At 46.1% G+C, this 24,149-nt stretch carries 24 protein-coding genes and 1 pseudogene; 6 read left to right on the top strand and 19 right to left on the bottom strand.

All coding sequences use genetic code 11. The features are described from left to right. Positions 1-89 precede the first annotated feature (89 nt). Together ACWPAB_RS00470 and ACWPAB_RS00465 are read right to left on the bottom strand one after the other, a co-directional pair. A complete protein-coding gene (locus ACWPAB_RS00470) occupies positions 90-836 on the bottom strand; it encodes an amino acid ABC transporter ATP-binding protein (protein ID WP_003565291.1) in 747 nt (248 codons plus the stop codon). Further along, entirely contained in the window at positions 826-2,283 is a 1,458-nt protein-coding gene (locus ACWPAB_RS00465; protein WP_003565289.1) for an ABC transporter substrate-binding protein/permease, read from the bottom strand. The genes ACWPAB_RS00470 and ACWPAB_RS00465 overlap by 11 nt, the downstream gene beginning before the upstream one ends. 154 nt (positions 2,284-2,437) lie before the next feature. Here ACWPAB_RS00465 and ACWPAB_RS00460 point away from each other — a divergent pair, with 154 nt between their 5' ends. After that, a complete protein-coding gene (locus ACWPAB_RS00460; RefSeq protein ID WP_003565287.1) occupies positions 2,438-2,599 on the top strand; it encodes an SPJ_0845 family protein in 162 nt (53 codons plus the stop codon). 43 nt (positions 2,600-2,642) lie between these two features. Here the strand turns inward: ACWPAB_RS00460 and ACWPAB_RS00455 are convergent, their stop codons facing one another. From ACWPAB_RS00455 to ACWPAB_RS00435, 5 genes are all read right to left on the bottom strand, one after another. After that, the gene (locus ACWPAB_RS00455) at positions 2,643-2,933 is read right to left on the bottom strand and encodes a nucleoside triphosphate pyrophosphohydrolase family protein (RefSeq protein WP_003565285.1); all 291 of its coding nucleotides are present in this window, start codon (positions 2,931-2,933) and stop codon (positions 2,643-2,645) included. A gap of 3 nt (positions 2,934-2,936) precedes the next feature. After that, positions 2,937-3,533 carry a ribosome biogenesis GTP-binding protein YihA/YsxC gene (gene yihA / locus ACWPAB_RS00450; protein WP_003570217.1) on the bottom strand — a complete coding sequence of 199 codons (597 nt, stop codon included), beginning with the start codon at positions 3,531-3,533 and terminating at the stop codon, positions 2,937-2,939. 218 nt (positions 3,534-3,751) lie between these two features. Then, positions 3,752-5,002 carry an ATP-dependent Clp protease ATP-binding subunit ClpX gene (clpX, locus tag ACWPAB_RS00445; protein WP_016382046.1) on the bottom strand — a complete coding sequence of 417 codons (1,251 nt, stop codon included), beginning with the start codon at positions 5,000-5,002 and terminating at the stop codon, positions 3,752-3,754. Positions 5,003-5,196: 194 nt separating this feature from the next. Then, a complete protein-coding gene (gene tig / locus ACWPAB_RS00440) occupies positions 5,197-6,534 on the bottom strand; it encodes a trigger factor (RefSeq protein ID WP_003565279.1) in 1,338 nt (445 codons plus the stop codon). A gap of 190 nt (positions 6,535-6,724) precedes the next feature. Continuing rightward, positions 6,725-8,461 (bottom strand): ABC transporter ATP-binding protein, encoded by a 1,737-nt coding sequence (locus ACWPAB_RS00435; protein ID WP_003584354.1) that lies wholly within the window; start codon positions 8,459-8,461, stop codon positions 6,725-6,727. A gap of 147 nt (positions 8,462-8,608) precedes the next feature. Here ACWPAB_RS00435 and ACWPAB_RS00430 point away from each other — a divergent pair, with 147 nt between their 5' ends. The 4 genes and pseudogenes from ACWPAB_RS00430 (at position 8,609) to ACWPAB_RS00415 (ending at position 11,114) form a co-directional block, all read left to right on the top strand. Next, complete coding sequence (locus ACWPAB_RS00430) at positions 8,609-8,992, top strand: MerR family transcriptional regulator (RefSeq protein ID WP_003570213.1); 384 nt, start codon at positions 8,609-8,611, stop codon at positions 8,990-8,992. A gap of 62 nt (positions 8,993-9,054) precedes the next feature. After that, positions 9,055-9,429 carry a carboxymuconolactone decarboxylase family protein gene (locus ACWPAB_RS00425; protein WP_016382325.1) on the top strand — a complete coding sequence of 125 codons (375 nt, stop codon included), beginning with the start codon at positions 9,055-9,057 and terminating at the stop codon, positions 9,427-9,429. Positions 9,430-9,434: 5 nt separating this feature from the next. Then, positions 9,435-10,160, top strand: a complete 726-nt coding sequence (locus tag ACWPAB_RS00420) for an SIR2 family NAD-dependent protein deacylase (RefSeq protein ID WP_003570209.1) — start codon at positions 9,435-9,437, stop codon at positions 10,158-10,160. Between the two features lie 87 nt (positions 10,161-10,247). Then, positions 10,248-11,114 (top strand): annotated as a pseudogene (locus ACWPAB_RS00415) (DUF3737 family protein). Positions 11,115-11,644: 530 nt separating this feature from the next. On the opposite strand, the gene tuf reads toward ACWPAB_RS00415, so the two are convergent. From tuf to rpsO, 5 genes are all read right to left on the bottom strand, one after another. Then, a complete protein-coding gene (tuf, locus tag ACWPAB_RS00410) occupies positions 11,645-12,835 on the bottom strand; it encodes an elongation factor Tu (protein ID WP_003565275.1) in 1,191 nt (396 codons plus the stop codon). Between the two features lie 210 nt (positions 12,836-13,045). Beyond that, a complete protein-coding gene (locus ACWPAB_RS00405; RefSeq protein ID WP_003579029.1) occupies positions 13,046-13,957 on the bottom strand; it encodes a hypothetical protein in 912 nt (303 codons plus the stop codon). Positions 13,958-14,043: 86 nt separating this feature from the next. Further along, entirely contained in the window at positions 14,044-15,726 is a 1,683-nt protein-coding gene (locus tag ACWPAB_RS00400; RefSeq protein WP_003565271.1) for a ribonuclease J, read from the bottom strand. Between the two features lie 175 nt (positions 15,727-15,901). Continuing rightward, positions 15,902-16,597, bottom strand: a complete 696-nt coding sequence (locus ACWPAB_RS00395) for a hypothetical protein (protein ID WP_003584350.1) — start codon at positions 16,595-16,597, stop codon at positions 15,902-15,904. Between the two features lie 191 nt (positions 16,598-16,788). After that, a complete protein-coding gene (gene rpsO / locus ACWPAB_RS00390) occupies positions 16,789-17,058 on the bottom strand; it encodes a 30S ribosomal protein S15 (RefSeq protein ID WP_003565267.1) in 270 nt (89 codons plus the stop codon). Positions 17,059-17,305: 247 nt separating this feature from the next. On the opposite strand from rpsO, the gene rpsT reads away from it, so the two are divergent. Next, the gene (gene rpsT, locus ACWPAB_RS00385; protein WP_003565265.1) at positions 17,306-17,560 is read left to right on the top strand and encodes a 30S ribosomal protein S20; all 255 of its coding nucleotides are present in this window, start codon (positions 17,306-17,308) and stop codon (positions 17,558-17,560) included. Positions 17,561-17,650: 90 nt separating this feature from the next. Here the strand turns inward: rpsT and holA are convergent, their stop codons facing one another. From holA to ACWPAB_RS00350, 7 genes are all read right to left on the bottom strand, one after another. After that, on the bottom strand, positions 17,651-18,694 hold the full coding sequence (gene holA, locus ACWPAB_RS00380) for a DNA polymerase III subunit delta (RefSeq protein ID WP_016381924.1): 1,044 nt from the start codon (positions 18,692-18,694) through the stop codon (positions 17,651-17,653). Continuing rightward, a complete protein-coding gene (locus tag ACWPAB_RS00375; protein ID WP_003570189.1) occupies positions 18,681-20,885 on the bottom strand; it encodes a ComEC/Rec2 family competence protein in 2,205 nt (734 codons plus the stop codon). Before ACWPAB_RS00375 ends, holA begins: the two co-directional genes overlap by 14 nt. Then, positions 20,882-21,565: a helix-hairpin-helix domain-containing protein gene (locus ACWPAB_RS00370; protein ID WP_016363294.1), complete on the bottom strand. Its 684-nt coding sequence runs from the start codon at positions 21,563-21,565 to the stop codon at positions 20,882-20,884. Before ACWPAB_RS00370 ends, ACWPAB_RS00375 begins: the two co-directional genes overlap by 4 nt. A 113-nt stretch (positions 21,566-21,678) precedes the next feature. Then, positions 21,679-22,761 carry a SepM family pheromone-processing serine protease gene (locus ACWPAB_RS00365; protein WP_003570187.1) on the bottom strand — a complete coding sequence of 361 codons (1,083 nt, stop codon included), beginning with the start codon at positions 22,759-22,761 and terminating at the stop codon, positions 21,679-21,681. After that, positions 22,739-23,242, bottom strand: a complete 504-nt coding sequence (gene coaD / locus ACWPAB_RS00360; RefSeq protein WP_003570185.1) for a pantetheine-phosphate adenylyltransferase — start codon at positions 23,240-23,242, stop codon at positions 22,739-22,741. The genes ACWPAB_RS00365 and coaD overlap by 23 nt, the downstream gene beginning before the upstream one ends. Then, positions 23,235-23,801 carry a 16S rRNA (guanine(966)-N(2))-methyltransferase RsmD gene (gene rsmD / locus ACWPAB_RS00355; RefSeq protein WP_003565250.1) on the bottom strand — a complete coding sequence of 189 codons (567 nt, stop codon included), beginning with the start codon at positions 23,799-23,801 and terminating at the stop codon, positions 23,235-23,237. The genes coaD and rsmD overlap by 8 nt, the downstream gene beginning before the upstream one ends. After that, positions 23,788-24,144 (bottom strand): YlbG family protein, encoded by a 357-nt coding sequence (locus tag ACWPAB_RS00350; RefSeq protein WP_016381925.1) that lies wholly within the window; start codon positions 24,142-24,144, stop codon positions 23,788-23,790. Before ACWPAB_RS00350 ends, rsmD begins: the two co-directional genes overlap by 14 nt. Between the last annotated feature and the right edge of the window lie 5 nt (positions 24,145-24,149).

Raw genomic sequence — 24,149 nt, 5'->3', positions numbered from 1 at the left:
CATGACTGCCCCCATTTAGCAATGGTCACTTCACACCAAAAACACCTCAACCAGTGCCGCTTACCAGCTGCTGGGTGAGGTGTTTTTGCTTATTGGGCAAGAATCTTGGATAGGAAGTCTTGTGTCCGTTCTTCTTGCGGGTGTTCGAACAGTTGTTCTGGCGTCCCCTTTTCAAGGATTTTGCCGCCATCCATAAACCATACTTCATCGGCCACACTACGGGCGAAGCCCATTTCGTGGGTCACAACAACCATGGTCATCCCGGTTTTAGCCAAATCCTGCATAACTTTCAGAACTTCGCCAACCATTTCAGGATCCAAGGCACTGGTTGGTTCATCAAACAGCATGACATCAGGATGCATCGCTAATGCACGAGCAATGGCGACACGCTGTTGCTGACCACCGGAAAGACTGGATGGATAAGCATCCGCCTTTTCGGCTAAGCCAACTTGATCCAAGATTTCTTTGGCTGTTTTGGTTGCTTCTTCATCGGTCACAGCTTTGACTTTAAGTGGTGCGAGTTTAATGTTTTCCAAAACTGTCATATTGGGGAACAAATTAAAACTTTGGAACACCATTCCCATTTTTTCTCGGACATTATCCAGCTCTTTCTCGCTCAAACCAACTAAATCAGTACCTTCAAAAAGAATTTCCCCTTTTGTTGGTCGATTCAGTAAATTCAGGCTACGCAGGAAGGTACTTTTCCCACCACCGGAAGCACCGATAACAACGATCACATCGCCTTTGTCAATGGTTTCGGTGATATCGTTCAAAACAACATTGTCGCCAAACTTTTTGGTGAGGTGATTGATTTGGATTAAAGGTTTATGCTGCATGATTCATCTTCCTTTCAAAATGACTCAAGAGCTTGGACAGCCCGAATGTCAGAACAAAGTAGAGGACCATCGCGACAAGGATTGGTTGAACTCCCTTGTATGTCGCGGTTTGGACAACCGTTAACTGATAAATCAGATCGGTAACCCCGATAATGGAAACAATCGAGCTTTCCTTAATCAAGGAGATAAATTCGTTACCAAGCGCTGGCCAAATATTCTTGATTGCTTGTGGTAAAACAACGCTTATCATCGTCTGCCGCTCTGACAGACCGAGCGAACGGGCAGCTTCTGTTTGCCCCACTGGAATGCTATCGATCCCGCTACGGATAATTTCAGCCACATACGCCGCCGAGTTCAAGGAAACAGCAATCAACCCTGCTATTAGCGCAGGAATATCAATGAAGATCCCTATGCCGAAATAGACAAACATGACTTGAATCATCAGCGGAGTGCCACGAACGAACTCAATGTATGACACACCTATTAAATGTGACAGTTTATTCTTGCTCAACCGCAGCAAGGCGAAGATCGTGCCGAGTAGAACCCCGAAGAAAGCACCGATAGCACTAATCAACAGCGTATACTCGACCCCTTTTAGGAAGTAGGTCCAGTAATGGATCATACTGGTATCTTCAGTATTGGTTTTCATGTAACTGCCAGCAGTTTTGAGATACTGGTTAATTAAACCTTTTTGCTTAATCTCTGCCAAGCTCTTGTTGGCGGCTGCCACTAATGAATCAGAGTTCTTAGCAAACCCTATCGCCGTACCGACTGTGTCGCTTGATAAGTTGAAGTGACCGGGAATCTCAACTAACGAATCATCATTTGACGTGTAAGCCTTCGCTACCGCACCTTCAGCGACAACACCAGCTACCTTATGTGTCTTCAACGCCAAAATCAGGTCGGTGACCTTAGTCAAGCCCAATGTGGAACTCGTCTTCATCTGTGTTTTCGCTAACGTCTCTTGCAAGCTGCCATTCTGGACGCCGACTTTCTTGTTCGCAAAACTTTTATGATCTTTGTAGATCTTAGCATCCGTTTTGTTGACCAAAATGTCTTGTCCAGACTTGTAGTACGTATTTGAAAAGTCAACTGACTTCCGTCGGGCATTCGTCGGTGACATCGCCGCCAACACCATGTCGACCTTACCCGTTTGCAAGGCGACCAGAAGTGAGTTAAAGTTCATCTGTTTAATGACCAGCTTGACACCCAGATCCTTGGCAATCTTACGCGCAACTTCAACATCCATGCCAACAACTTGATTCTTGCCATTCTTGTTGACTAAAAATTCATACGGCGCATAATCAGGGCTCGTGCCCATCACCAACGTACCTTTTTGTTGAACCTTGGCCAAGCTGTCATCAGCATGGACCGTTTGCATATTCAATGTCACAACAGCCGCAAAAACAGCGACTAAAGCGATCAACCAGCGTCTCAAATGCTTCATAATACCCTCCTTGATTACAAGAGTGTACTATACACTCAAATTGATTTTTATGCAATATGCATTCATATTTTTCCAGATTTTTTTGTTCGGGCGACTTACCTAGACGCGCCCCAGTGTTGATGCTATACTTTCAGCAAGGAAAGGGGTGGCGTGCATGGCACTGAAAATCAACACACAAACCAACCTGAATGACATGTTCGATAAGTTTGCCAGTCTGCCTGGTGATAAGGAGAACGCAACCGGGCCAGATCCAAAACACCACGACAAGTTGGCCAAGAAAGCCAAAGAAAAAACAGAAAAAGAAGCAAAGAAATAGCGAAGTGCCCACGCACTTCGCTTTTTTCATACCTAGAAACCGATTATTTTTTGGCTTGTGGGTAGCGTTTCGCCAATTCCTGAAGGTTACTTGTTGCAACATCATCAAAATCAATGTCTGCCCACAAAGCAATCTGTGATAAATACCACAACACATCGCCTAGCTCATGTTGCAGCTTGACTTTATCAAGATCCTGTCCCTGAAATGTATATTTCTTGATTAAATCGATCGCTTCGCCGCTTTCACTTGCCAACCCTAATGACAGGTTAGTCAAAACGTGTTCATTGCCAGCTAAGGTGCGATTTGCTTTTTGCTGATAGTCATTGAAATTCATGCTTTATCTTTCCTCCAAGCCAGCCGTTTGTTCAAGCCAAGACCAGACAGCCTCATAACCTTCACCAGTTGTTGCCGAAAATAGAATCACATCGTCGGTCTGATTCAAATCAAGTCGCTGTTTGATCTGTTTGGACACATGCAGCCGTTTACTTTTTGGCGTCTTATCAATTTTGGTGGCCACCACCAGTGTTCTGAGCTGATAATATTTTAAATACTGATACATACTGATGTCATCAGCAGTAGGCTCATGCCGACTGTCGACCAGCAAAACAACACCGCGCAATGGTTGCCGCGTCGTCAGATAAGTCTCAATCATGGCGGCGAACTTCGCTCGTGCGGTTTTGCTGACCTTAGCATATCCATATCCGGGTACATCAACAAAAAAGAGTCGACTATCAAGATCATAGAAATTCAATGTCTGCGTTTTACCTGGCACACCAGAAGTGCGTGCCATGGCCTTGCGCTGAATCAGTTTATTGATCAGTGATGACTTGCCGACATTACTGCGGCCCAAAAAAGCGATCTCTGGATGACCGTCCTCGGGATACTGAGCGGCCGCAACCGCACTAATAGTTAATTTGACGTCATGCACGTCCATCTCAAACGGCCTCCTCTTGGCTTTACCTCAACGTGATGTCTAAACACAACACCGCTTCAAATAGTTTAGCATATTTTACGCAGCCTCGCCGGAGAAACCGGTCGTGATTCGGGTGACACCTTATCCGCAAACACGGCCGTGGCTAACCTCAAAAGAATTTTTCAATAGTCAAAAAAAGCACCAAGCTTTTCGCTTGATGCTTTCATGACAGTTGCGTTTTAAGAAGCTTCACGGCCCTTGGTTAAGACCAGTTGTGGCTTAGCCTTACCTTCAACAGCTGACTTGGTCACGACAACTTTGTCAACATCACTGCGGCTTGGTAAGTCAAACATGGTATCCTGCATGATGGCTTCCATAATGGACCGCAAACCACGGGCGCCAGTGTCGCGCACAATTGCCTGATGGGCAATCGCCTTTAAAGCATTCGGGGTGAATTCCAAGTCGGTATCATCCAAGCTCAGCAGCTTTTGATACTGCTTGACCAAGGCGTTCTTCGGCTCGGTCAAAATCCGTACCAGATCGTCTTCATTCAGCTTCTCAAGCGCGGCTAAAATCGGAATACGGCCAATGAATTCAGGAATAATCCCAAATTGCATCAAATCTTCTGGAATAATTTGCTGCATCAGTGACTTATCCGGATCAACTTGCTCGTTTGAATCCGTTCCAAACCCGATCGTCTTTTCACCAATCCGGTTCTTGACGATATTTTCGATACCATCAAAAGCACCGCCAACAATAAAGAGAATGTTAGTGGTATCGATCTGGATGAACTCTTGCTGCGGATGCTTTCGGCCACCCTGCGGCGGTACGTTGGCAATCGTGCCTTCTAAGATCTTCAATAAGGCTTGCTGAACCCCTTCACCCGAAACATCACGGGTAATGGAAACATTTTCTGCCTTCTTAGCGATCTTATCGATTTCGTCAATATAGACGATCCCTTTTTCAGCACGCTCAACATCATAGTCTGCATTTTGAAGCAATTTAAGCAAGATGTTTTCAACATCTTCCCCCACATAACCAGCCTCGGTCAGTGTGGTGGCATCGGCAATTGCAAATGGCACGTTCAAAATTTTGGCCAATGTCTGGGCAAGGAAAGTCTTACCGGAACCGGTCGGCCCGATCAACGCAATATTACTTTTCTGCAGTTCGGTGTCATCTTTCGTTGCAGTCTGCATTTGGTTAACTCGCTTATAATGATTATAAACCGCAACCGACAAAGCTTTCTTCGCGGCATCTTGACCAATGACATACTCATTGAGCGTCTTCATGATCTCGACTGGCTTAGGCACTTCAAGCAGATTCTGATAGGCTTCTTCTTTAAATTCTTCATCAATGATCTCTTTGCAGAGGTCAATGCATTCATTACAAATATAAACCCCAGGGCCAGCAACGATTTTCTTCACTTGATCCTGTGACTTGCCACAAAAAGAACAAGTAACTGGACCCCTCGTTTCGACGTTGTCAAACATCTGATTCAACCCTTTCTTGATACCTTCATTCTAACAGAAGCGTCAAGTGCCGACTAGCGGAAGCACACCCACCGTTTTGTCAAATAACTTGCCTTTCTTTCTGCTAAAAGAATAACGTCAAGTATACGCTAAAAACGCGTTCATACAACAAAAGAGACGATCGGGGATCGTCTCTTTTACGTGGAAACGGCAAACTATTTGTCAGCCTTGGCGTCAGAAGCTTCTTTGTCAGCATCATCTTTAGCTGATTCGACTTCTTTTGCACTGTCCGTGATGATATCAATGGCTTGTTTGACACCAATATCATGTTTGAGCATATCTTCACTCAAAGCCTTACGAACGGCCTTTTCGTCCATGTTGTATTCAGAAGCCAAGTTTTTGACTTCTTCGTTCACTTGGTCTTCGGTTGGCTGAATATCTTCGGCCTTCACGATGGCTTCAAGGACTAAGTTTGTCCGAACACGCGTAGCTGCATCAGCCTCAAACTGCTTGTGCAAATCATCCTCTGATGTACCAGTTAATTGATAGTACATTTTTGGTGAGATCCCTTGGCGTTGCATGTTGCCAAGATATTGATCCATCTGATTATGCACTTCTTGCTCGATCATCGCATTTGGCACTTCTTTGATCGTCGCATTGTCAGTAGCTTCCTTGATGGCAGCTTCCTGAACGGCATTCTTTGCAGCTTCCTCACGCTGATCGGTCAATTCCTTCTTGATTTTTGCTTTCAATTCATCAAGGGTATCAACATCATCATCAAGATCCTTCGCAAAGTCGTCATCCAATGCAGGCAATTCCTTAACTTTGACTTCATGGATCGTGGTCTTGAATTCGGCTGCTTTACCAGCTAAATCAGCTGCCTTGTAGTCTTCTGGGAAGGTGACATTAACGGTCACTTCATCACCAGATTTGTGACCAACAAGTTGTTCTTCAAAGCCAGGAATGAATGAGTTTGACCCTAATTCCAAGCTATAGTTCTTGGAAGAGCCGCCGTCAAATTCCGTCCCGTCAATTGTCCCGACATAGTCGATCACAACGGTATCGCCATTTTCAGCTGCTTTGTCGTCTTTAACAACGAGTTCAGCCTGCTGTTCGCGACGCTTTTCCAATTCAGCGTCAATATCCTTTGCAGAAACTTCAACGTCCTGCTTTGGCACTTCAAGACCCTTATACTGGCCAAGTGTGACTTCTGGCTTAACCGTAACGGTTGCCTTGATGACCCAAGGTTTGCCTTCGTCCATAGAATCAACGTTGATTTGCGGCTGGTCAACCGGATCAATACCGGATTCCTTAACGGCTGCTTCATAAGCGTCTGGCAGCAAGATGTTCAAAGCATCTTCATAAAGTGCAGCGTCGCCATACATCCGTTTGAACACGGTGCGGCTAACTTTGCCTTTACGGAACCCAGGAACCGTCAAGTTCTTGCGAACACGTTGAAACGCTTGGTCTAAACCTTGTTGAATTTGTGGTAAATCGATTTCAAAGGTGAGCTCACCATCATTGGTGCCCTTTTTTTCCCATTTTGCAGACATGCTGTACCTCCGACAATTAGTCTCGCAATTTCACATTGCATACTTAATGTATGATACCCGAAACCCACTTGAATGTAAATGTTGTGGCCAAAAAAGGCGACATCAGCGTCGCTTTTTTTCACATTCCCCCGCCCTGAGAGCTTTGAAGCGATAGATTCCGATTTTTAAGCTTTCCAGCTAACTGCAATTATCAAGTAAATTGCAAATCATAAAGTTCTTTATAACGACCGTTTTGCGCCATCAGTTGGTCATGCGTACCAGATTCGACAATCTCGCCATGTTCCAGTACGAGAATATTGTCCGCATGCCGGACGGTTGACAGACGGTGGGCGATCACTAATGACGTACGATCCGCCATCAACCGATCAAAACTAGCCTGCACAAATCGCTCTGACTCATTGTCTAGGGCAGCCGTGGCTTCATCCAAAATAACAATTGGCGCATTTTTCAAAAAGACTCTAGCAATGGCAATTCGCTGCTTTTGACCGCCTGATAAACGAATCCCCCGTTCACCAACTTGAGTGGCAAGACCATCAGGCAATTCGCGAATAAACGTTGCAATGTTGGCGGCTTCGGCGGCTTGCCAAATAGCCGCTTCACTAGCATTTGGTGTACCGTATTCAAGATTCTCCTTGATCGTACCATCTAATAGAATCACATCTTGCGAAACAATCACAATCTGTTGCCGCAAGCTCTCTAAGTCAGCTTGGCGAAGATCGACCCCATCAAGCGTAATTTTTCCTTCTGTCGGATCATAAAATCGATCCAGCAAGTTCGTAATGGTCGTCTTCCCTGCACCTGAAGATCCGACCAATGCAATCACCTGTTCTTTAGCAAGTGAAAAATCAATATTCTTAAGCACAGGTACTGACGGATCATAGCTAAAGCCGACGCGATCGAATTGAATGCGGTCATGAAAACGCGCTAACTTGATCGCATTTGGCGGAGATACCACCCGCGGCACCGCCGCCTGCAGTGTTTCAATCCGCTCAAAAGAAACCGTTGCTTGCTGCAATTGTTGAATCAAGCCGGTCACTTGGCGAATCGGTGCTTGAAGAATACCCAGATAAGCTGTATAGGCGACAATTAGCCCGACTGTGAATTGCCCATGCATTACCTGAAATGCACCAAATCCTAAAATGATCGCCGTACCAAGATAGTTAACGAAATCAGTGATCGGCGAAAAAGTTGCTCCAAGACGTGTTGCTGTCAGTTGATTATCGCGGTTCTGCTCATTAACGTTTTCAAAGGTATTCGCGGTTGCTTTTTCAGTTGTGAAACTCTTGATAAGCCCAATGCTCGTCAAAGCTTGTTGAATTTGGTTATTCATCACACCCGAACTGGTCCGCACCCGCCGATAAGCAGCGCGAATTCGGCGCACAAAAATATTATTCAAAACGAACAAAACAGGAAACGTAAGCAAAATCAGCGCCGTGAGCTGCCAGTTTTGAATCAGCATCAACACCAGCACGACAAAAAAGCTCAGCATACTTCCGAACAGGCCCAAGGTGTTGCTTGAGATTAAACGCTGCAAGGTGTTGACATCACTGGTTAAAACCACCATTAAATCCCCGGTTTTACTTGTTTCAAAATAATGCATGTCAAGTCCCAACGTATGCCGAAATAAAGCGTCACGCATACGGGCGATCGCGCTTAAACTAACCTGTCCGATCCAATATGTGCTGAGTCCACTTAGCAAACCCGCCACCGCCGTCAGCAATAACGCTAATGCGATCGTCCCAATCAGCGATCCCATGGCGCGTTTTGGAATAACTTGATCAATCACATACTGCGTTAAGCGCGGAACCAGGTATGAAGCCACGGCCACACCAACCAAGGCCACAATAATACGTAATAATTTGCGCTTCATATCCGCGAGTTGGTGCCAGAAAAATGCGATCATCCGCCAAGTTGTAGATTTTGCCAAATGAATGGCCCCCTTTTCGAAATTTTATCATATAACAATAATTTTAATTTGGCGATTAAAACGCTCGGGCTTTTTATAAGTGTTGACTAATTATACAGAAAGTCTCATCATACAACCCAACATGATCAAAGAAAGAAGGCTTCATTGATGGGGTACCCGATTGGCAAGTTTTCAAAAATGGTTTCACTATCAATTGACACGTTAAGATACTACGAAAAGGAGCGTCTAATTATTCCCGCTCGCGATCAAAATAATCGCCGGACATACTCAGAAGCCGATCAACGCTGGATTGCATTCATCAAGCGGCTAAAAGCAACTGGCATGCCAATTAAGGAAATCAAAACATATGCCCGCTTACGGTATCAAGGCAATAGCACGATTGACGAACGTCTTCAGTTGCTCTTCACGCAAAAAAACCGATTAACGGCACAACGACAGGAGATTGATGCACATATCGCTTTTTTGGAAAATAAAATTGCCACCTACTATCAGCTAAAAACCAAATTGATGGCAGAAAATTTAAAAAAGTGATTGACATGGAGTTAACTCCAGCATTTAGGGTGAAGGTATCCTAAATGAAAGAGGTCATGAATATGTCAGACAAAACACGATTAGAAAATGGTCAGGAGACGCTTGCCAAGGTTGATGGTGCTGCCGCTGCTAACGTCATGCATTCGCTAGCAGACATTGCGCCTGATGTCGGTAAGTATATTTTGGAGTTTGCTTTTAGCGACATTTACAATCGTCCCGGGTTGGATCTAAAGCAGCGGGAAATGATTACTGTGACCGCGCTGCTCATCCAAGGTGATACCGCCGACCAACTGCAGGTCCATCTCAATGGCGCACTCAATGTCGGTTTGACCAAAACTGAGATTGTCGAAACCATGATTCAATGCATTCCTTATATTGGTTTTCCCCGGGTACTAAATGGTTTAACTGATGCGCGTCGCGTTTTTGAAACCAGATGAGTGTCATGAAACAAAAGCAACGTTTGCAACAGGCAGCAACTCTTATACGCCAACATCACCAAATCGTTGCATTTACTGGTGCCGGTATCTCGACTGAATCAGGGATTCCTGATTTAGATGGTATTGATCAAATCTTACACAAATCACACAAGTTTGCTGGTGACGTATTTCGTTTTCTTGATCCAACAGAAGCAATCGCCGATCCGCACACTTTTTACCAGCTATACAGACAGACTTTCTGTCAACCCAAGGCACGTCCCAATAAGGCCCATGAAGCGTTAGTTAAACTCGAACAGGCTAAGAAACTGCTTGGTGTAGTGACAATGAATGTTGACTATCTACATCAAAAAGCCGGAACCCGCAATCTTGCGGAATACTGGGGCGATGTCCGACGTAATCACTGCACGATTTGTCATCGCCCCTGTGACTGGCAAAAAACGTCAACTTCTGCCGTCCCGACATGTCCTAACTGCGGAGGATTGATTTTACCCGATTTTGTTTTAAGACACTTGGCAACTTATCCAGACGAAATTCGGCATGGGCAGCAAATGCTAGCAAAAGCCGACCTGTTATTAATCATTGGCACGCGTTACCCCGCCACCAGTTTTCAGGTAAGCTGCCCCAAGATCGTCATCAATGCGTCCCAAGTTTCTATGGAAAATTTGGCCGAATCAAATACCGTTTATTTATCTGGTGAGGCTACTGAACTTCTCAGCAGCATCATAGCGTGAAAATTTAGGTCAATGCATTGGCGGCTCGGTAATATGTTGAATGCGCAATATCATTTTTTGGAAATACAAAGAAAGAAGCAACCTATAATGGTGACTTACAACAACCGATTTTTCCACGGTGAACGTCCCTTATTTGGTCAGAAACATGCGACCATCATTGGTACAGCTTTTGGAAAAGGCGAGTCTCCTCTGAAAAAATGCCGACACATCAAGTTAAATCAGTCAACTTTCCAGTGCAAATATCCCCTTTGGTTCAGCCAGCACATTGCAGTGTCTAACACCATCTTTGAAACCATGGCACGGTCAGGTATCTGGTATACGGTTGACATCGCTATTTCGGACAGTGCGATCCAGGCGCCGAAAACTTTTCGCCGCAATCAAGATATCCGCCTAAAAAACGTTCACTTCTCCGACGCAAGTGAGAGTTTGTGGAACTGTGATCACATAAGCCTCGATCATGTGCAAGCAAGCGGCAACTATTTCGGCATGAACAGCACGAATATCGTCGCCGACTATCTCGATCTGATTGGTGATTAAGCCTTTGATGGTGCCAAAAATGTTGAGATCCATCATTCTACCCTTGTTGCTAAAGATGCATTTTGGAACTGTGAAAATGTCACCATATACGACTCAACTATCAGTGGTAATTACCTTGGTTGGAACGCTAAAAACCTGACGCTCATCAACTGTACAATCGAAAGCAATCAGGGACTGTGTTATATCGATCATTTAACGATGAAGAACTATGCGCTGCTTCATTCAGATTTGGTTTTTGAATACAGCAACAATATTGATGCAGACATTTGCTCCGATATCGTCAGCATCAAGAATCCTAGCAGCGGCCGCATCCGAGCGCAGTCTATTGGCAAAACCATTCTGGGAGCTGATAAAATCGAGCCGGATAAAACGCAGATCTTATTAGCACAGCCAAGCGAAATTAAAGTTTCTGCATAAAAATTTTAACTTCTGCTTTCAGGTTCAAAGTGTGAGCAAAGAAGCGTAAAGATCCTTGCTTTGCTTATATGGTCTCTTTGATCATTGATAGTGTTAAAAGTGGCTGGGTCATAATTCTTAGTCAGCTATTAAAAGCGAACAATCTTCCGCTTATTGGGAAATTGTTCGCTTTTGCCTTCTCATGGATTATTTATTTCGATTTTAAAGACCGTAGTGCCAAGGCGGAGCAATCGTAGGCCAGATGGGGCTCAGCCGTGCAAACAACACAGCGACGGTCCTTGGAGCTGATGTTGTTAGGCGACTTCGAGACCGCGGGCTTTGCGGGCTCGAAGCGCCGTCACAGCGTTCCAGCCCCAGCTGGCCGGAGATTGCGGAGTTTGGCACGGCAAGTAGTTCTTAACCCAGCACCTTCCTACGACTATTCGGCGTTTAATGAATCAAAAAATATTACGAGGAAATTATTGTCCACTCTCTCCACACCACGAAAAAACCCGCAAGCAAGCTTGCGGGTTCATGCGTATATTCAGAAATTAGTCAAGGATTTCGGAAACAACGCCGGCACCAACAGTACGGCCGCCTTCACGGACGGTGAACTTGGTACCTTTTTCGATAGCAACCGGAGCAATCAGGTCAACTTCGAAAGTAACGTTATCGCCAGGCATAACCATTTCAACGCCATCTGGCAATTCAATCACACCGGTAACATCAGTGGTGTGGAAGTAGAACTGCGGACGATAGTTTGAGAAGAATGGCGTATGACGGCCACCTTCTTCTTTTGTCAAGATATAAACTTCACCCTTGAACTTGTTGTGCAATTGGATTGAACCTGGCTTTGCCAAAACTTGGCCACGTTCAACTTGTTCGCGGTTAACACCACGAAGCAAGACACCAACGTTATCGCCGGCTTCACCAAGATCCAAGGTCTTACGGAACATTTCAAGACCAGTAACGGTAGACTTGATAACATCTGGCTTCAAGCCGATGATTTCAACTTCGTCACCAATCTTAACCGTCCCACGATCGATACGGCCAGAAGCAACTGTACCACGACCAGTGATGGTGAAGACATCTTCAACAGGCATCAAGAAAGGCTTGTCTGTTTCACGAACAGGTGTTGGGATATATTCATCGATGGTATCCATCAATTCCATGATAACCTTTTCCTGTTCTGGATCGCCTTCAAGGGCCTTCAGAGCAGAACCACGGATAACAGGAATATCATCACCAGGATAATCGTATTCGCTGAGCAGTTCCCGGACTTCCATTTCAACCAAGTCGATCAATTCTGGATCGTCAACCAAGTCTGTCTTGTTCAGGAAAACAACGATGTAATCAACGCCGACCTGACGAGCCAACAAGATATGCTCACGGGTCTGTGGCATTGGGCCATCAGTTGCCGCAACAACCAAGATCGCACCATCCATCTGTGCAGCACCGGTGATCATGTTCTTAACGTAGTCAGCATGCCCTGGCGCATCAATATGTGCGTAGTGGCGCTTTTCGGTTTCATATTCAACGTGGGCGGTGTTGATTGTGATGCCACGTTCCTTTTCTTCTGGAGCAGCATCGATAGAAGCGTAGTCTTGCGCTTTGGCAAGGCCCTTTTCTGACAATACCTTAGTGATAGCCGCGGTCAAAGTAGTCTTACCGTGGTCAACGTGCCCGATCGTACCAATGTTTACGTGGGGCTTTGTGCGTTCATAGTGTTCTTTTTCAGCCATGAAAAAACGAACCTCCTGTATTTTTCGTAAGAATACAGGATACCTTGTGTACCCTGATAATCCTTTACGTTTAAGTGTACTACATTTGAGCGTAAATACCAAAACAAATATCTACGCTGGAAATGAATTCCAGCAATGAGTATACATGGTCAATTTCACTTTGTAAACAGATAGCGTCAAGTTTCTTTCATTTACAGTGAAAACGTATCGTTACGCCTGTTCCGACAATTTTGCCGTTTCGGCGGTCTGCCATGCAAAAAGTTGATCAAATACCGTGCTTTTGCCTTGATGATGATCCAAATAAGCTTGGACGAATGCAGCTGGATCTGGAATCAGACGGTCAATATCGGGATAGAGAAAGGCAATTTGCACCCGCGCCATCTGAACCAATGCCGTCCCTAGTTCCTGATCATCATCGCCCAAGGCAGCTTGCAACTGCGTCAAAATGGCCGGTCCGCTTTTTTCCTCCGCCATTCCAGGCAACTCATTTGGCACAAGGGTTTCAATGCGGTCATATGCCTGATATCTGACAGGTTGGTTATAACTGATACTTGTCAACAAATCTAGCAAAGACACGCGCATCGCAACAGGAACCGTTTGATCGGCCAAATTAGGCACAGCTGCTTCAACTAACGCCGCTTTTGGCAAAATGCCAATTTGGCTGAACAAATCTTGCTGCTCCTGCCGCGAAAAGCCGCCGAGATGGCTGATTTTTCGCACCAATGAAGCAATCTGTTCACCATGGCTACTTAAAGCAAGTGCCTCGGCAGCGTCAATTTGTCGGTCAAAAGTAGCGCGCCGCACCGCATCAAAATGGCGCAACATGCCACGTGCCATGACAAAATTGAGTGTCCCTAACCAAGCATCCAACATTAACTGAACGTCTGCGTCTGTCTGCATGAAAGCTTGATAGTGTGGCAACATCACATTTAAGCTTTCGTGAAACTGCTTCAAGCCATTCAAACTTGCGGCCAACGGTTGGGCAATTGCATAAGATTGATCTGCTTCATAGGCCTTTTCAAAATGAGCCGCTGCCGAAGCATAATTGCCTTTCTGCAAAGCCTGCTCGCCGATGTCAAAATGACGTTTTTCATTATCCGGTAATGAAACCATTTTTGCCATAAGAACCCTCCTGTCGTGCTGTAGAAAGCGTGTCATCACTGCAAAAATAAAAAATCCGGAAATGGTGATCCGAATTTTCTTTTTGATTATTGGCGCTTGGCGCTATTTTGATTAACTTCCATAATGACCGGCAGGATAACTGGGCGGCGTTTCGTCTGTTCAAACAGAAAACGACTAAGTTTATCGCGGACATCCTGCTTCAAATGTGTCCAGTCGAATTCTTTGTTGTCCAAGTTCTTTTGGACCGTATCAGTCACTAGTGTGCCGCTTTCGGCAAGCAGATCACGACTGGTCTTCAGATAAACGAATCCGCGACTCGTGACTTTCGGCTTTGATACGACGCGTTTTTTCTTGCGATCAATCGTCACAACTGCAATGAAAATGCCGTCTTCCGCAAGCATTTTACGATCTCGTAAAACGATATTGCCAATATCACCGACACCGATCCCGTCAATCATGGTGTTACCTGCATTGACATGACCCGATGCGGTCATTTTACCTTTCTCATAACGTAAAATGTCGCCCATTCCAACAATAAAGATATTGGCAGTTGGGATACCGGCTTCATGCGCAATCTCCGCGTGAGCAGCCATCAGACGGTATTCGCCTTGCACTGGCACAAGATATTGAGGTTTTAACAAGTCGATCATGAGCTGAAGATCGTTTTTGTAGGCATGGCCAGATGAATGAATATCATCCCCAAGCACTTTCACATCTCCGCCAGCACGATAAATCATGTCTTTCGTACGTGCTGCCATGGTTTCCATGGCATGGGCGATGGTGGTCGTAATAAAGACTAAATCACCTTCATGAATGTGAATCAAACGATGCCGAGAAGTCGCCATGCGTTGCAAGGACTTCATCGGTTCACCCATACGACCAGTTTCCAAAATAACCGTTTTTTCTGGGGCAAGCGCTTTGAGTTCCTTGGTTTTAGCAAGGACGTCCTCATTCGGCAGCTTGATGTAGTCCATGCGAATCGCAGTTTTGACTACTTTTTCAACATCTCGGCCGGTCAAAACGACGCGTCGTCCGAGCGAAGCGGCCGCATTAATAACCTGCTGAATGCGCTGAATGTTGCTGGCAACACCGGCAACAATGATCCGGCCATCCTGATACTCGAATGTTTCTTTAATGTGATCATAAATTTCATGTTCATTAGCATTTGGATAAGGAGATTCCGCATTGGCCGAATCCGAAAGCAAGGCCAATACCTTTTTATTCCCAATCTGTGCCAAGCGCGCCCAATCAGTTTGATACATCGGTGTGGCACTGGGATCAAATTTGAAATCACCGGTATAAACAATCTGACCTTCGCTGGTTTCAATATCGATCCCCAACGATCCGGGAATACTATGTGTTGTCCTAAAGAAGGAGACAGACACATCGCCAAAATCAATGACCGACTTCTCATCAATCACATGAAAGTCTTTGAACTTTTTAGCCTGAGCATCATGTTGCATGAATACCTTGGCCATCGCGATCGTCAATTCCGAGCCAAAAACTGGCACAGGATGTTCCACCAAAAAATATGGTAAGGCACCAACCGCATCCGCATGTCCGTGGCTCAGAAAAATCCCGGCAATCCGATCAGCATTTTCAGTTAAATAACTAAAATCAGGGATTACAACATCAATGCCAAGTAACTCATTATCAGGGTATTTTAACCCAAAATCGCATACAAAAATTTGGTCGTCAACTTCGACGGCGTACATGTTTTTTCCGTTTTCACGTACCCCACCAAGAGCGACCAGATTGATCTTCGTCATGGTTTCACCTCGTGGTTAATTTATGGAAGCGCGGCAATGATGATCACTCAAACCCGCTTCCGCCGAATAAATTCTTATACAAGTGTACCACATGACGGAAGGAAAACCTATAGAGCGCAATTGGATGCATTTCAAAGACTTCATGCCAAATGAGCCTAAGTACAGATGTTTCTTTCTAAACGTGATTCTCAAAGAAACGTTGCACAACGTGGTGATTTTGTTTGGCCGCTGCAACGGCTGTCTGATAGCCAGCATCACTCGTCTGTGCCGCGTCAAGATGATAGGCGGCTACTTCATGATCCGCCATTAAAACGACTGCAACTTCTGATGAGCAACCAGCTGCTAGATGTTTGCCACGGTCGTTAGCTAGGATCGCCAACGCTGCTTGCCCGGTTACTGGGCCGAAGCCCATGCCATGAGCTTGTGGTAGGATATTTTGCACCCACGCTTTCAAATCTATCGGTTGCAAGCGATCATCCGGTACAGTTAAAAACGCGGCATCACCAGCAAGCCAAAAGTCCACCGTTGTACCAGCCACTTGAGGCATGATCGTCAGTCCTGTTGGTGTTGCTGTCATTAGCAGTTCACGATTTTGTAAAATAGTGGTTACCGTTTTTTGCAACTCTGACGGCAACAACGATAAGGTTGGTGTTTTACCAATTAAGCCAATCGCAATCGCCTGCACTAATTGCTGAAGAGGCAGCGCAATGCCCTCTGAGGCGGTCTGCACTGCTCCTTTTTTAGTGATCCCCGCAGCAGCCCACTGATCAGCAGCCATTGCTGCAAAGACAACCGTTATCTGATGTGTCGCTGCTAAAACCGTGATTCTCAACAAATGATCCTCATAACGTTGACGGTATTCCGCTCCCATGATGCTTACTCCTTTGTCTGGCATTCCGGTTTTCATAACGCGCTCGTAGTCGCAAATAGTCTACACCTAAAAGGCTTGAACACAATGGCGTTTCCCAGACTACATTTAAAAGCCTTTCACACGCCGCTTTCTAATCAGACTAGTTTGTAACCATCAAAAAAAGGCCGCCAAGGCGACCTTTCAAAGTTAAATTAACGACGCAGACCCAATGCTTTAATCAGATCACGGTAACGCGTAATATCTTTGTTACGTAGATATGCAAGCAAGTTACGACGATGACCGATCTTCTTCATCAAACCAACGTAACTATGATGATCCTTCTTATGAACGGACAAATGGTCATTCAAGGCCAAAATTTCTGCAGTTAAAACTGCGATTTGGACTTCGGGTGAACCCGTATCCCCATCATGCCGTGCATACTGCTTGATGATTTCATCTTTTTGTGTTTGTTCAATTGCCATTGTGTGTACCACCTTTCTGAGTATTGCCTGAAACTGAGTAAAGCGTCGGTGGTTCGCTAAACTAAGTATCAGGTTCAAAAGTACTTACTTACTTTACCGGAGCTGCCCAATGATTGCAAGTCTTTTTGCCTATCAAGCATTTTCCCTTTACAACTTTTTATTGCATTGCCCCCAAGCCTTCTGTATAATAGCGACTGTTGAAACTTATGCAGTTTTATCATAATCCACTGTTGGAGGTGAACATCTCATGCCACAAATCAAATCTGCAATCAAGCGCGTTAAGACGCAAGAAGCTGCTCGTGTACGTAACATTGCGCAAATGAACGCAATGCGTACCGCTGTTAAGAAGTTCAAGACCGCAACCGAACAAAATGCTGACAACAGTCAGGATCTTTACAAGGCTGCTGCCCGTGCTATCGATATGGCAAACAGCAAAGGCCTGATCAAGAAGAACAAGGCCGGCCGCGACAAGAGTCGTCTTTCTGCACTACTTAACAAGTAATTAAGGCGTCATGCCAAATAAAATCCCCTCGGGTTTCTATCCGAGGGGATTTTTGCTTCTAACGATCATTTGCAATCCGCACGATGTTGCTTAACCGCGCACATGCTTGCCAGACTGCTGTCCTGTGTACTTTAGCATAAATAGTTCAAAAGCCAACGCCTTATCGATAGTTCCCGTTTTCATTGCTGTTTCAGTATCAACCAAGCCACTGTAGGCAGTCGCGAGCTGCTGATAAGGTAAGCGATCCACTTGCCGCATGGCTAATTTAACCCGATATGGATGGGCCTTGAGGGTGCCAGCAATATCGCCTTGACTATACCCTTTTTTTGCTAATAATTTCACCTGCAGCAATAGTCGAAACTGGCCTAGCATCAATGCGTTCAAACGAATGGGTTGTTCACGCTGAGCCAATAAATCACGATACAGCGCCAAAGCGGCCGCAGCATTTTTGCGCAAAACATCAGTCACCAAATCAAACACCCGATCATTGAGCTGCTTAGGTACTAGGGCTTCGACCGCTGCAACGGTCAGCGGGCTGCCATCACTGGCATAGGTCAGCAGTTTGCGAACCTCACCCATCATGATCGAATACTGGCCGTTAGTGCGCTGCACAAGGGTATCCAATGCCGGTGCATCAATGGTCACTTGGTGCTTCTTAAATGTTTGGGCTAAAGCAGCACGCGCCTCCCGTTCATCAAGCGGTGCTGCATTCACAATGAGCGCCGCCTTTTTCAATGCCTTGGTCAACCTTTTCCGTTCATCAAGTTTCTTATAAGGCGCGATGATGACCATCATCGTTGACGGTACTGGGTTCTCAAAATAAGCCTGCAAACCAGCAAGATCATGATCGACTTTGTCGGCATTTTTTTCGCCTGTCAAAAAATACGGATCGTCAATAACGACTTCCCGATAATCCCCAAAAAAGGGCATCGAGGTCGCATCATTCAAGGCTGCACCAACAGGCGTTTGCTGCATATCATAGCGGCCAAAGTTCATGGCCTGTTGATCTTCCGGAATCATGCTGGCTATCGCGTGTTGTGCCTGCTGACGCAATGCGGATTCTTCACCGAGAATCAATGTCAGCGGCGGTCGTTCGCCATTCTTAAGATGTTTGATAAAATCACGGACCTGCATTGCTGCTTTGCTCCTTTGTTGGTAACCAGCCAAAAAGCTGATCTTCCTGTTTGTTTTGCCCCGGCTCAACCCACAGCATTCCTCGCTCGCTAGTGCTAGCCCATGGAACGTTGGCCGCAGCCAACGTTGCAAGGGTTTCTGGATGGGGATGACCATACCGATTATCGACACCGGCGGAAATAAGTGCTGCTTTTAAATGCAAGCTATTGATCAATGCCGGGGTACTTGATGTTTTCGAACCATGATGGCCGACTTTTAAATAATCGGCCGTTAGCTGACGCGGCATGATATTCTTTTCTTCCGCTTCTTTTTCGGCGTCGCCAGTTAACAACCAACTGCTGTTGCCTATTTTACCATAGAGCACAATTGAATCGGCGTTTGTCTTGGTAGGATCGCCGGATGTCTGCGCTTTCGGTGATACGACCTGAAATTTAGCGGGTCCAATGCACAACCAGTCATCAGCCGCCACGAGCTGCACATGTTGCACTTGCTTGGCAACTTTTTGAATCATTTGATGCTGAACGCTTGTCGCTGTGGTGATCAGTCGACCGACTGGCATTAGCTGAGATAGCAACGGGGCATCGCCAACATGGTCCATGTCCGGATGCGTCAGTAATAAGGTATCCAGCCGAGCATAGCCGCGAGCATGCAAATATGGCACAATGGCTCGTCGGACAGGTGGATTGGTCGTCTTCCCGAAAATTCGCCCACCAGTATCAATCAACAAAGCACCTTGATGAAAAGGGGTTTCAATCAAAATTGCGTCCCCTTGTCCAACGTCAAACATGACCACCCGATAATTTGGCTGATACCAACACCAGCCAAAGACAGTCACGAACCAGCAAGCCGCCGCCAACCAGTGTTTAGCAACAATCACCGTCAGCATCACGACAATACCGATAAGTGCTAACCAACTTGGAAAAGCGCCAGTGACTATTTGGCCAGGTACACGGCTTAAACTAACTAAGCCATTTTCCAACAATTGCAAACCGTCGTCAAAAGTGGCTGTCAAGGTGGCGTGTGGCAAAAGCAACGCGATCACAAGCCCTGGCATGACCCCAAGTTCAAAGATCGGCATTAACAGCCAGTTAAAAAGAACCGTCAATATATTGAAGCTGAACGTGTGCCAAGCAATCACTGGCATACTGGCAAGTACTAGTCGCCAGTTGAGCTGCCACGAACGCATGGCAGGAAGCGCCACTAATAAACCGGTTAACAGGTAAGTTAGTTGACCACCCATGGTTAACAAAACCCGCGGTTGCCAAAATAAATTAACCATTAAAACGAAGCTAAATAAGTCAAGCCCGCTGAAGCCAAGTTGCAAATGATCATTCACAATACCGGCCAATCGCATCCAAACTGCGCGCCACAATCCAGCACCAAGTGGCAATAGGAGTAACAACAACGGCAGCAGGACGATTAGACTCAGATCAACTAACCCTTGAGGCACTCGCAAGCGCGCCGCAAACCAGTATAAACCGGCAATAATTGCAAAAAGATGCATCCCTGAAACAGAGAAAACGTGAAAGATCCCTAAGTCAACGAAAGCTTGCCGCTGAGTCAAAAAGTCTTCATCAAGTTGGCCTAGAAATAGGCCTTTTGCATATTGACGAACTTTTGTTGGCAATTGCTCAAAATAGTCAAATAAATGAACCCGCCAACCATCAACTAACTCTGCTATATTTTGTGGCGACCTTGACTCGAAATTCAATTGCGGTTTCACTAACTCGTAGGCTAACTGCTGTGTTTGCCAAACATAAGTCGCGTAATCAAACTCAAACTGATTTCTTGCTGGCGCTAGACGTTTTATTTGATGCTGACCGTGCAGCACGAGTGGTTGATTATTTGATTTTAGTCGGGCAGCGACGGCCTGATTGACGCTGCCGCGACCACTAACAATCACCCCATTAGCTGCTCGACCAGTAAAACTTGCGTAACCTTCTTTAAGCTTGAGTGCTGTCGCAGGGATCACAATTGATCCTTGGGGAACAGGCGGTTGCCGCCACTGCTGGGCATCAATCAAGCCACGTCCTAACCCAACGAGAATGGCCAAACTTACGACTATGACCAGATTGCGAGTCGTTTTAACGAGTAGCCAAAGCAACAATAAACAAGCTGGCAACCATCCCCCAATGCCAATCAAGATACCAGCAAGCAAACCTGCTGCCATTAAAATAAACCGACCACTCATGGGCCAACCGTTAGCTGAGGTGCTAAAGTCTCAAACGTTTTATCGCCAATGCCGTGAACCTCTTTTAATTCGGCCACATCCTTAAATCCACCATGACTATCGCGATAACTGATAATGTCAGCGGCTTTTTTCGGACCGATGCCGCTGATTGTCTGGAGTTGGCTAACATCAGCTGTGTTTAGATTCACAACTGCACGACTACCAGCCGCCTCATTTGTTTGGCCAGCAGTGCCGCCAGTGCTGGCAGTCCCTGAAGCTGGCGCGGTGGCAACAGCGCCACCTTTCTCTGGAATCTGAAGACTTTCTTGATCCACCGCTAGCTTGGCTAAATTCACCTGACTGATATCAGCTTTGTCTGTGAGCCCACCAGCGGCTTTAACCACCGCATCCCAACGCGTATCAGCACGAACCGGATATAGCCCAGGCTTTTGGACTGCTCCTTTGATATGCACAAATCCGCGGGTTGGTCGGCTGGTACTGCTTCTTGTTTGCCTACTGGACGCTATAGTGGTCGACTGACCATGAACATTAGATGCATGACTGCGAGTGGTGTGAACACTAACGGCCAGCTGGGATTGTGCTGGGGCTGCCTTAGTTTGCTGCCAGAAAAAGAACCCGCCGACAAGCACCACCAGCGGTACATACCAATAAGTTTTCAACCAAAACATAAGTGTCGTCATCTCTCTCACCTCACCAACACATTACGCAGGCCAAGAAAAAAAGAACTGCCTTGGTTGGCAGTTCTTCATCATCACCATCTCTTCATGCCAATGTTCGATCAACTGGCAAGCGCTTATGATGCTGATTTTGCATAAGTTTCCATGTAACGAATGACATCTTGCAATGTTTTGACCGGGACAATCTTCATCTTGGTCTTAATCTGCTTCGCTGTTTCGACGGCTTCAGCGTAGTTGTTGACGTAATTGGGATCATAATGTTTTAGCTTTTTTGTAGCTGGCTGATTGGGGGCAAAAAAGAGTTTTGCGCCTTTGGCATCGGCAGCAACCACCTTCTTATCAATCCCGCCAATTTGCCCCACATTACCATCGCTATCGATCGTCCCGGTACCGGCAATCACTGCTCCCCGCCGCAGATTCTGGTGTGTAATTTGCGTGTAAATCTGTAAGGCAAACATCGTACCGGCACTCGGTCCGCCGATGTTACCGGCATCAATAGTCACTTTCGGTTCACTTGTGACCGCCGTGTTCTCCGTCAGTGTGATACCAATACCCGCCCGTTTTGTTTGCGGTAACCGCATCAGCTTGCCAGTTGCTTGTTTGGTCTTTCCCTTGTGCTGGTATGTCAGTGTCAGACTTGATCCGACCTTTTTAGATTTGATCGCATTGACATAGGCATCAGCGGTTGTATAGTGCTGGCCATTCAATTCGGTAATCGTGTCTCCTAACGCCAGCTTACCTTTGAATGGCGACTGCGGCAGCACGGACATGACATAAATACCCAAATGTTCCGTTTTCACTGGCATTTTGGCCGCTTTGAATGCTGCCGCAACCGCGTTATTAGCGGCACTTTTCATATAGTAGGCTTGCAGCTGATCATACTCAGCGCTACTATCATTGCCCATCAGATCCTGTTTCGACACAATATCGGTGTGCGCCTGCACCTTACTGAGCAGAAGTAATGCCGGAGATGCTGGCCCTACGACACCCACTGTCGTCAACATATAGGCACCCTTGGCATCATCTTTATTGCCACTGACTTTAACGTACGGCTTCAAAGATTCCGCTGAACCGGGCACTTCTAGATAGTAATTGGTTGGGATCAAAAAGAAGACAGCCAACAAAACGACTGCTATTAACAGTCCGATAAGCCAAAGCCAGCGCCGACGTTTCTGATTACTTGGTTTGATGAGCGTCACCTAGTTTCGCATACAAAGCTGCTTCGACAGGCGCAGGCACAAAACGATGAACGTCACCGCCAAAGGCCGCGACCTCTTTGATGATGGTACTAGATAAGGCATCATATTGCTTGTCTGCCAGCAAGAAAACTGTTTCGATTTCAGGATCGAGATCATGATTCACCGTCGCAATATCAGCCTCGTAACCAAAGTCCGCGACATTGCGGATACCACGAATCATAAACTGGGCACCGATTGACCGGGCAAATTCAACTGTTAATCGTTCAGGCGCTGCCATGGCTTTAACATTTGGTAGCCCAGCGGTGCTTTCACTGATCAGCGCCAATTTCTCTTCACTGGAAAAAAGCGGCTTTTTGCTCGTGTTGGTCATGGCTGCTACAACCACTTCATCAAACAACCGACTAGCTCTTTTGACGGTATCAAGATGACCGTTCGTGAAAGGATCAAAACTACCGGGAAACACTGCAATTTTTTTAGTCATTGTTTTCCTCGCTTCGCTCTAAAATTAAGACCTGCGCCACCCCATAGGTTTGGCGCCGTAGCTTGATGTAGCCGGGGATCTCATCAGGATAAGTCACATCCATACCGGTTTCAACTAAAACACGTGCGCCTGGCCGCAGCAAATTAGTACTGATAAACGCCGCAAGTTGTGCCAATACTTGCTGTTGCGCATAGGGTGGATCCATCATGATTAAGTCAAACTGTTGGCCAGCTTCCGCAAACTGACGGATAGCCTTATTGACCGGTTGCTTCAAAACGGTGAAGTGCTCAGGCTGTTTGGTTAGTGCAAGATTGGTTTTGATCGTTTTGATTGCGGCGTACTGCCGATCAACCAACGTCGCGTGAACCATACCACGCGAGACTGCTTCAATGCCCAACGCACCGGTGCCAGCATACAAGTCGAGTGCCTGTCCGCCGTCAAAGTATGGTCCCAGCATGTTAAACATGGATTCCTTGACTTTATCTGCAGTTGGCCGGGTTTGGTTACCTGCCACTGCCGTCAGCCGCAATCCCCGAAATGCTCCACTAATGACGCGCATCGTGATCACCTACTGATGTCTCATCGCCAGTCGAACTTGGCCGCAAGCGACGTTTTGGCTTGGCTTTCACCTCAAGATCCTCTTCAGTCGGCTTAAATTGGCCGATGTTGCTACCGAATTCAGTCGCCAAGTCTGGCCGATGGGAGGGCTCAACACGTTTAACAAATCGTAATTTACTGAGTTTGGCGCTTGTCTGAGCCAACTCGTCTTGATCCAAATAAAGATAAACATACTTCATGCGGCGCGAGACATACATAATCGTGCCATATCGACGCAGCGTTTTTAATTGTTTGAGGGAATACACCCAAACGACAAGTCCTTGCCGCTGTTTGATAGCAAACATTTTTT

This window comes from Lacticaseibacillus sp. 30 (genome assembly GCF_053819265.1).
The sequence above is the reverse complement of the archived record's forward strand: the minus strand, read 5'-3'. Positions and strand labels throughout refer to the sequence as shown.

Excerpts from the sequence above, each read along its gene's own strand:
- ACWPAB_RS00465 (WP_003565289.1), bottom strand. The coding sequence starts at position 2,283 with ATGAAGCATTTGAGACGCTGGTTGATCGCTTTAGTCGCTGTTTTTGCG.
- coaD (WP_003570185.1), bottom strand. The coding sequence starts at position 23,242 with ATGACTAAAAAAATTGCAGTGTTTCCCGGTAGTTTTGATCCTTTCACG.
- ACWPAB_RS00420 (WP_003570209.1), top strand. The coding sequence starts at position 9,435 with ATGAAACAAAAGCAACGTTTGCAACAGGCAGCAACTCTTATACGCCAA.
- ACWPAB_RS00460 (WP_003565287.1), top strand. The coding sequence starts at position 2,438 with ATGGCACTGAAAATCAACACACAAACCAACCTGAATGACATGTTCGAT.
- ACWPAB_RS00375 (WP_003570189.1), bottom strand. The coding sequence starts at position 20,885 with ATGAGTGGTCGGTTTATTTTAATGGCAGCAGGTTTGCTTGCTGGTATC.
- ACWPAB_RS00400 (WP_003565271.1), bottom strand. The coding sequence starts at position 15,726 with ATGACGAAGATCAATCTGGTCGCTCTTGGTGGGGTACGTGAAAACGGA.
- yihA (WP_003570217.1), bottom strand. The coding sequence starts at position 3,533 with ATGGACGTGCATGACGTCAAATTAACTATTAGTGCGGTTGCGGCCGCT.
- ACWPAB_RS00470 (WP_003565291.1), bottom strand. The coding sequence starts at position 836 with ATGCAGCATAAACCTTTAATCCAAATCAATCACCTCACCAAAAAGTTT.
- ACWPAB_RS00430 (WP_003570213.1), top strand. The coding sequence starts at position 8,609 with ATGGGGTACCCGATTGGCAAGTTTTCAAAAATGGTTTCACTATCAATT.
- ACWPAB_RS00370 (WP_016363294.1), bottom strand. The coding sequence starts at position 21,565 with ATGACGACACTTATGTTTTGGTTGAAAACTTATTGGTATGTACCGCTG.
- ACWPAB_RS00405 (WP_003579029.1), bottom strand. The coding sequence starts at position 13,957 with ATGGCAAAAATGGTTTCATTACCGGATAATGAAAAACGTCATTTTGAC.
- tuf (WP_003565275.1), bottom strand. The coding sequence starts at position 12,835 with ATGGCTGAAAAAGAACACTATGAACGCACAAAGCCCCACGTAAACATT.
- holA (WP_016381924.1), bottom strand. The coding sequence starts at position 18,694 with ATGCAGGTCCGTGATTTTATCAAACATCTTAAGAATGGCGAACGACCG.
- rpsT (WP_003565265.1), top strand. The coding sequence starts at position 17,306 with ATGCCACAAATCAAATCTGCAATCAAGCGCGTTAAGACGCAAGAAGCT.
- ACWPAB_RS00425 (WP_016382325.1), top strand. The coding sequence starts at position 9,055 with ATGTCAGACAAAACACGATTAGAAAATGGTCAGGAGACGCTTGCCAAG.
- ACWPAB_RS00350 (WP_016381925.1), bottom strand. The coding sequence starts at position 24,144 with ATGTTTGCTATCAAACAGCGGCAAGGACTTGTCGTTTGGGTGTATTCC.
- tig (WP_003565279.1), bottom strand. The coding sequence starts at position 6,534 with ATGTCTGCAAAATGGGAAAAAAAGGGCACCAATGATGGTGAGCTCACC.
- ACWPAB_RS00395 (WP_003584350.1), bottom strand. The coding sequence starts at position 16,597 with ATGGGAGCGGAATACCGTCAACGTTATGAGGATCATTTGTTGAGAATC.
- ACWPAB_RS00455 (WP_003565285.1), bottom strand. The coding sequence starts at position 2,933 with ATGAATTTCAATGACTATCAGCAAAAAGCAAATCGCACCTTAGCTGGC.
- clpX (WP_016382046.1), bottom strand. The coding sequence starts at position 5,002 with ATGTTTGACAACGTCGAAACGAGGGGTCCAGTTACTTGTTCTTTTTGT.
- rsmD (WP_003565250.1), bottom strand. The coding sequence starts at position 23,801 with ATGCGCGTCATTAGTGGAGCATTTCGGGGATTGCGGCTGACGGCAGTG.
- rpsO (WP_003565267.1), bottom strand. The coding sequence starts at position 17,058 with ATGGCAATTGAACAAACACAAAAAGATGAAATCATCAAGCAGTATGCA.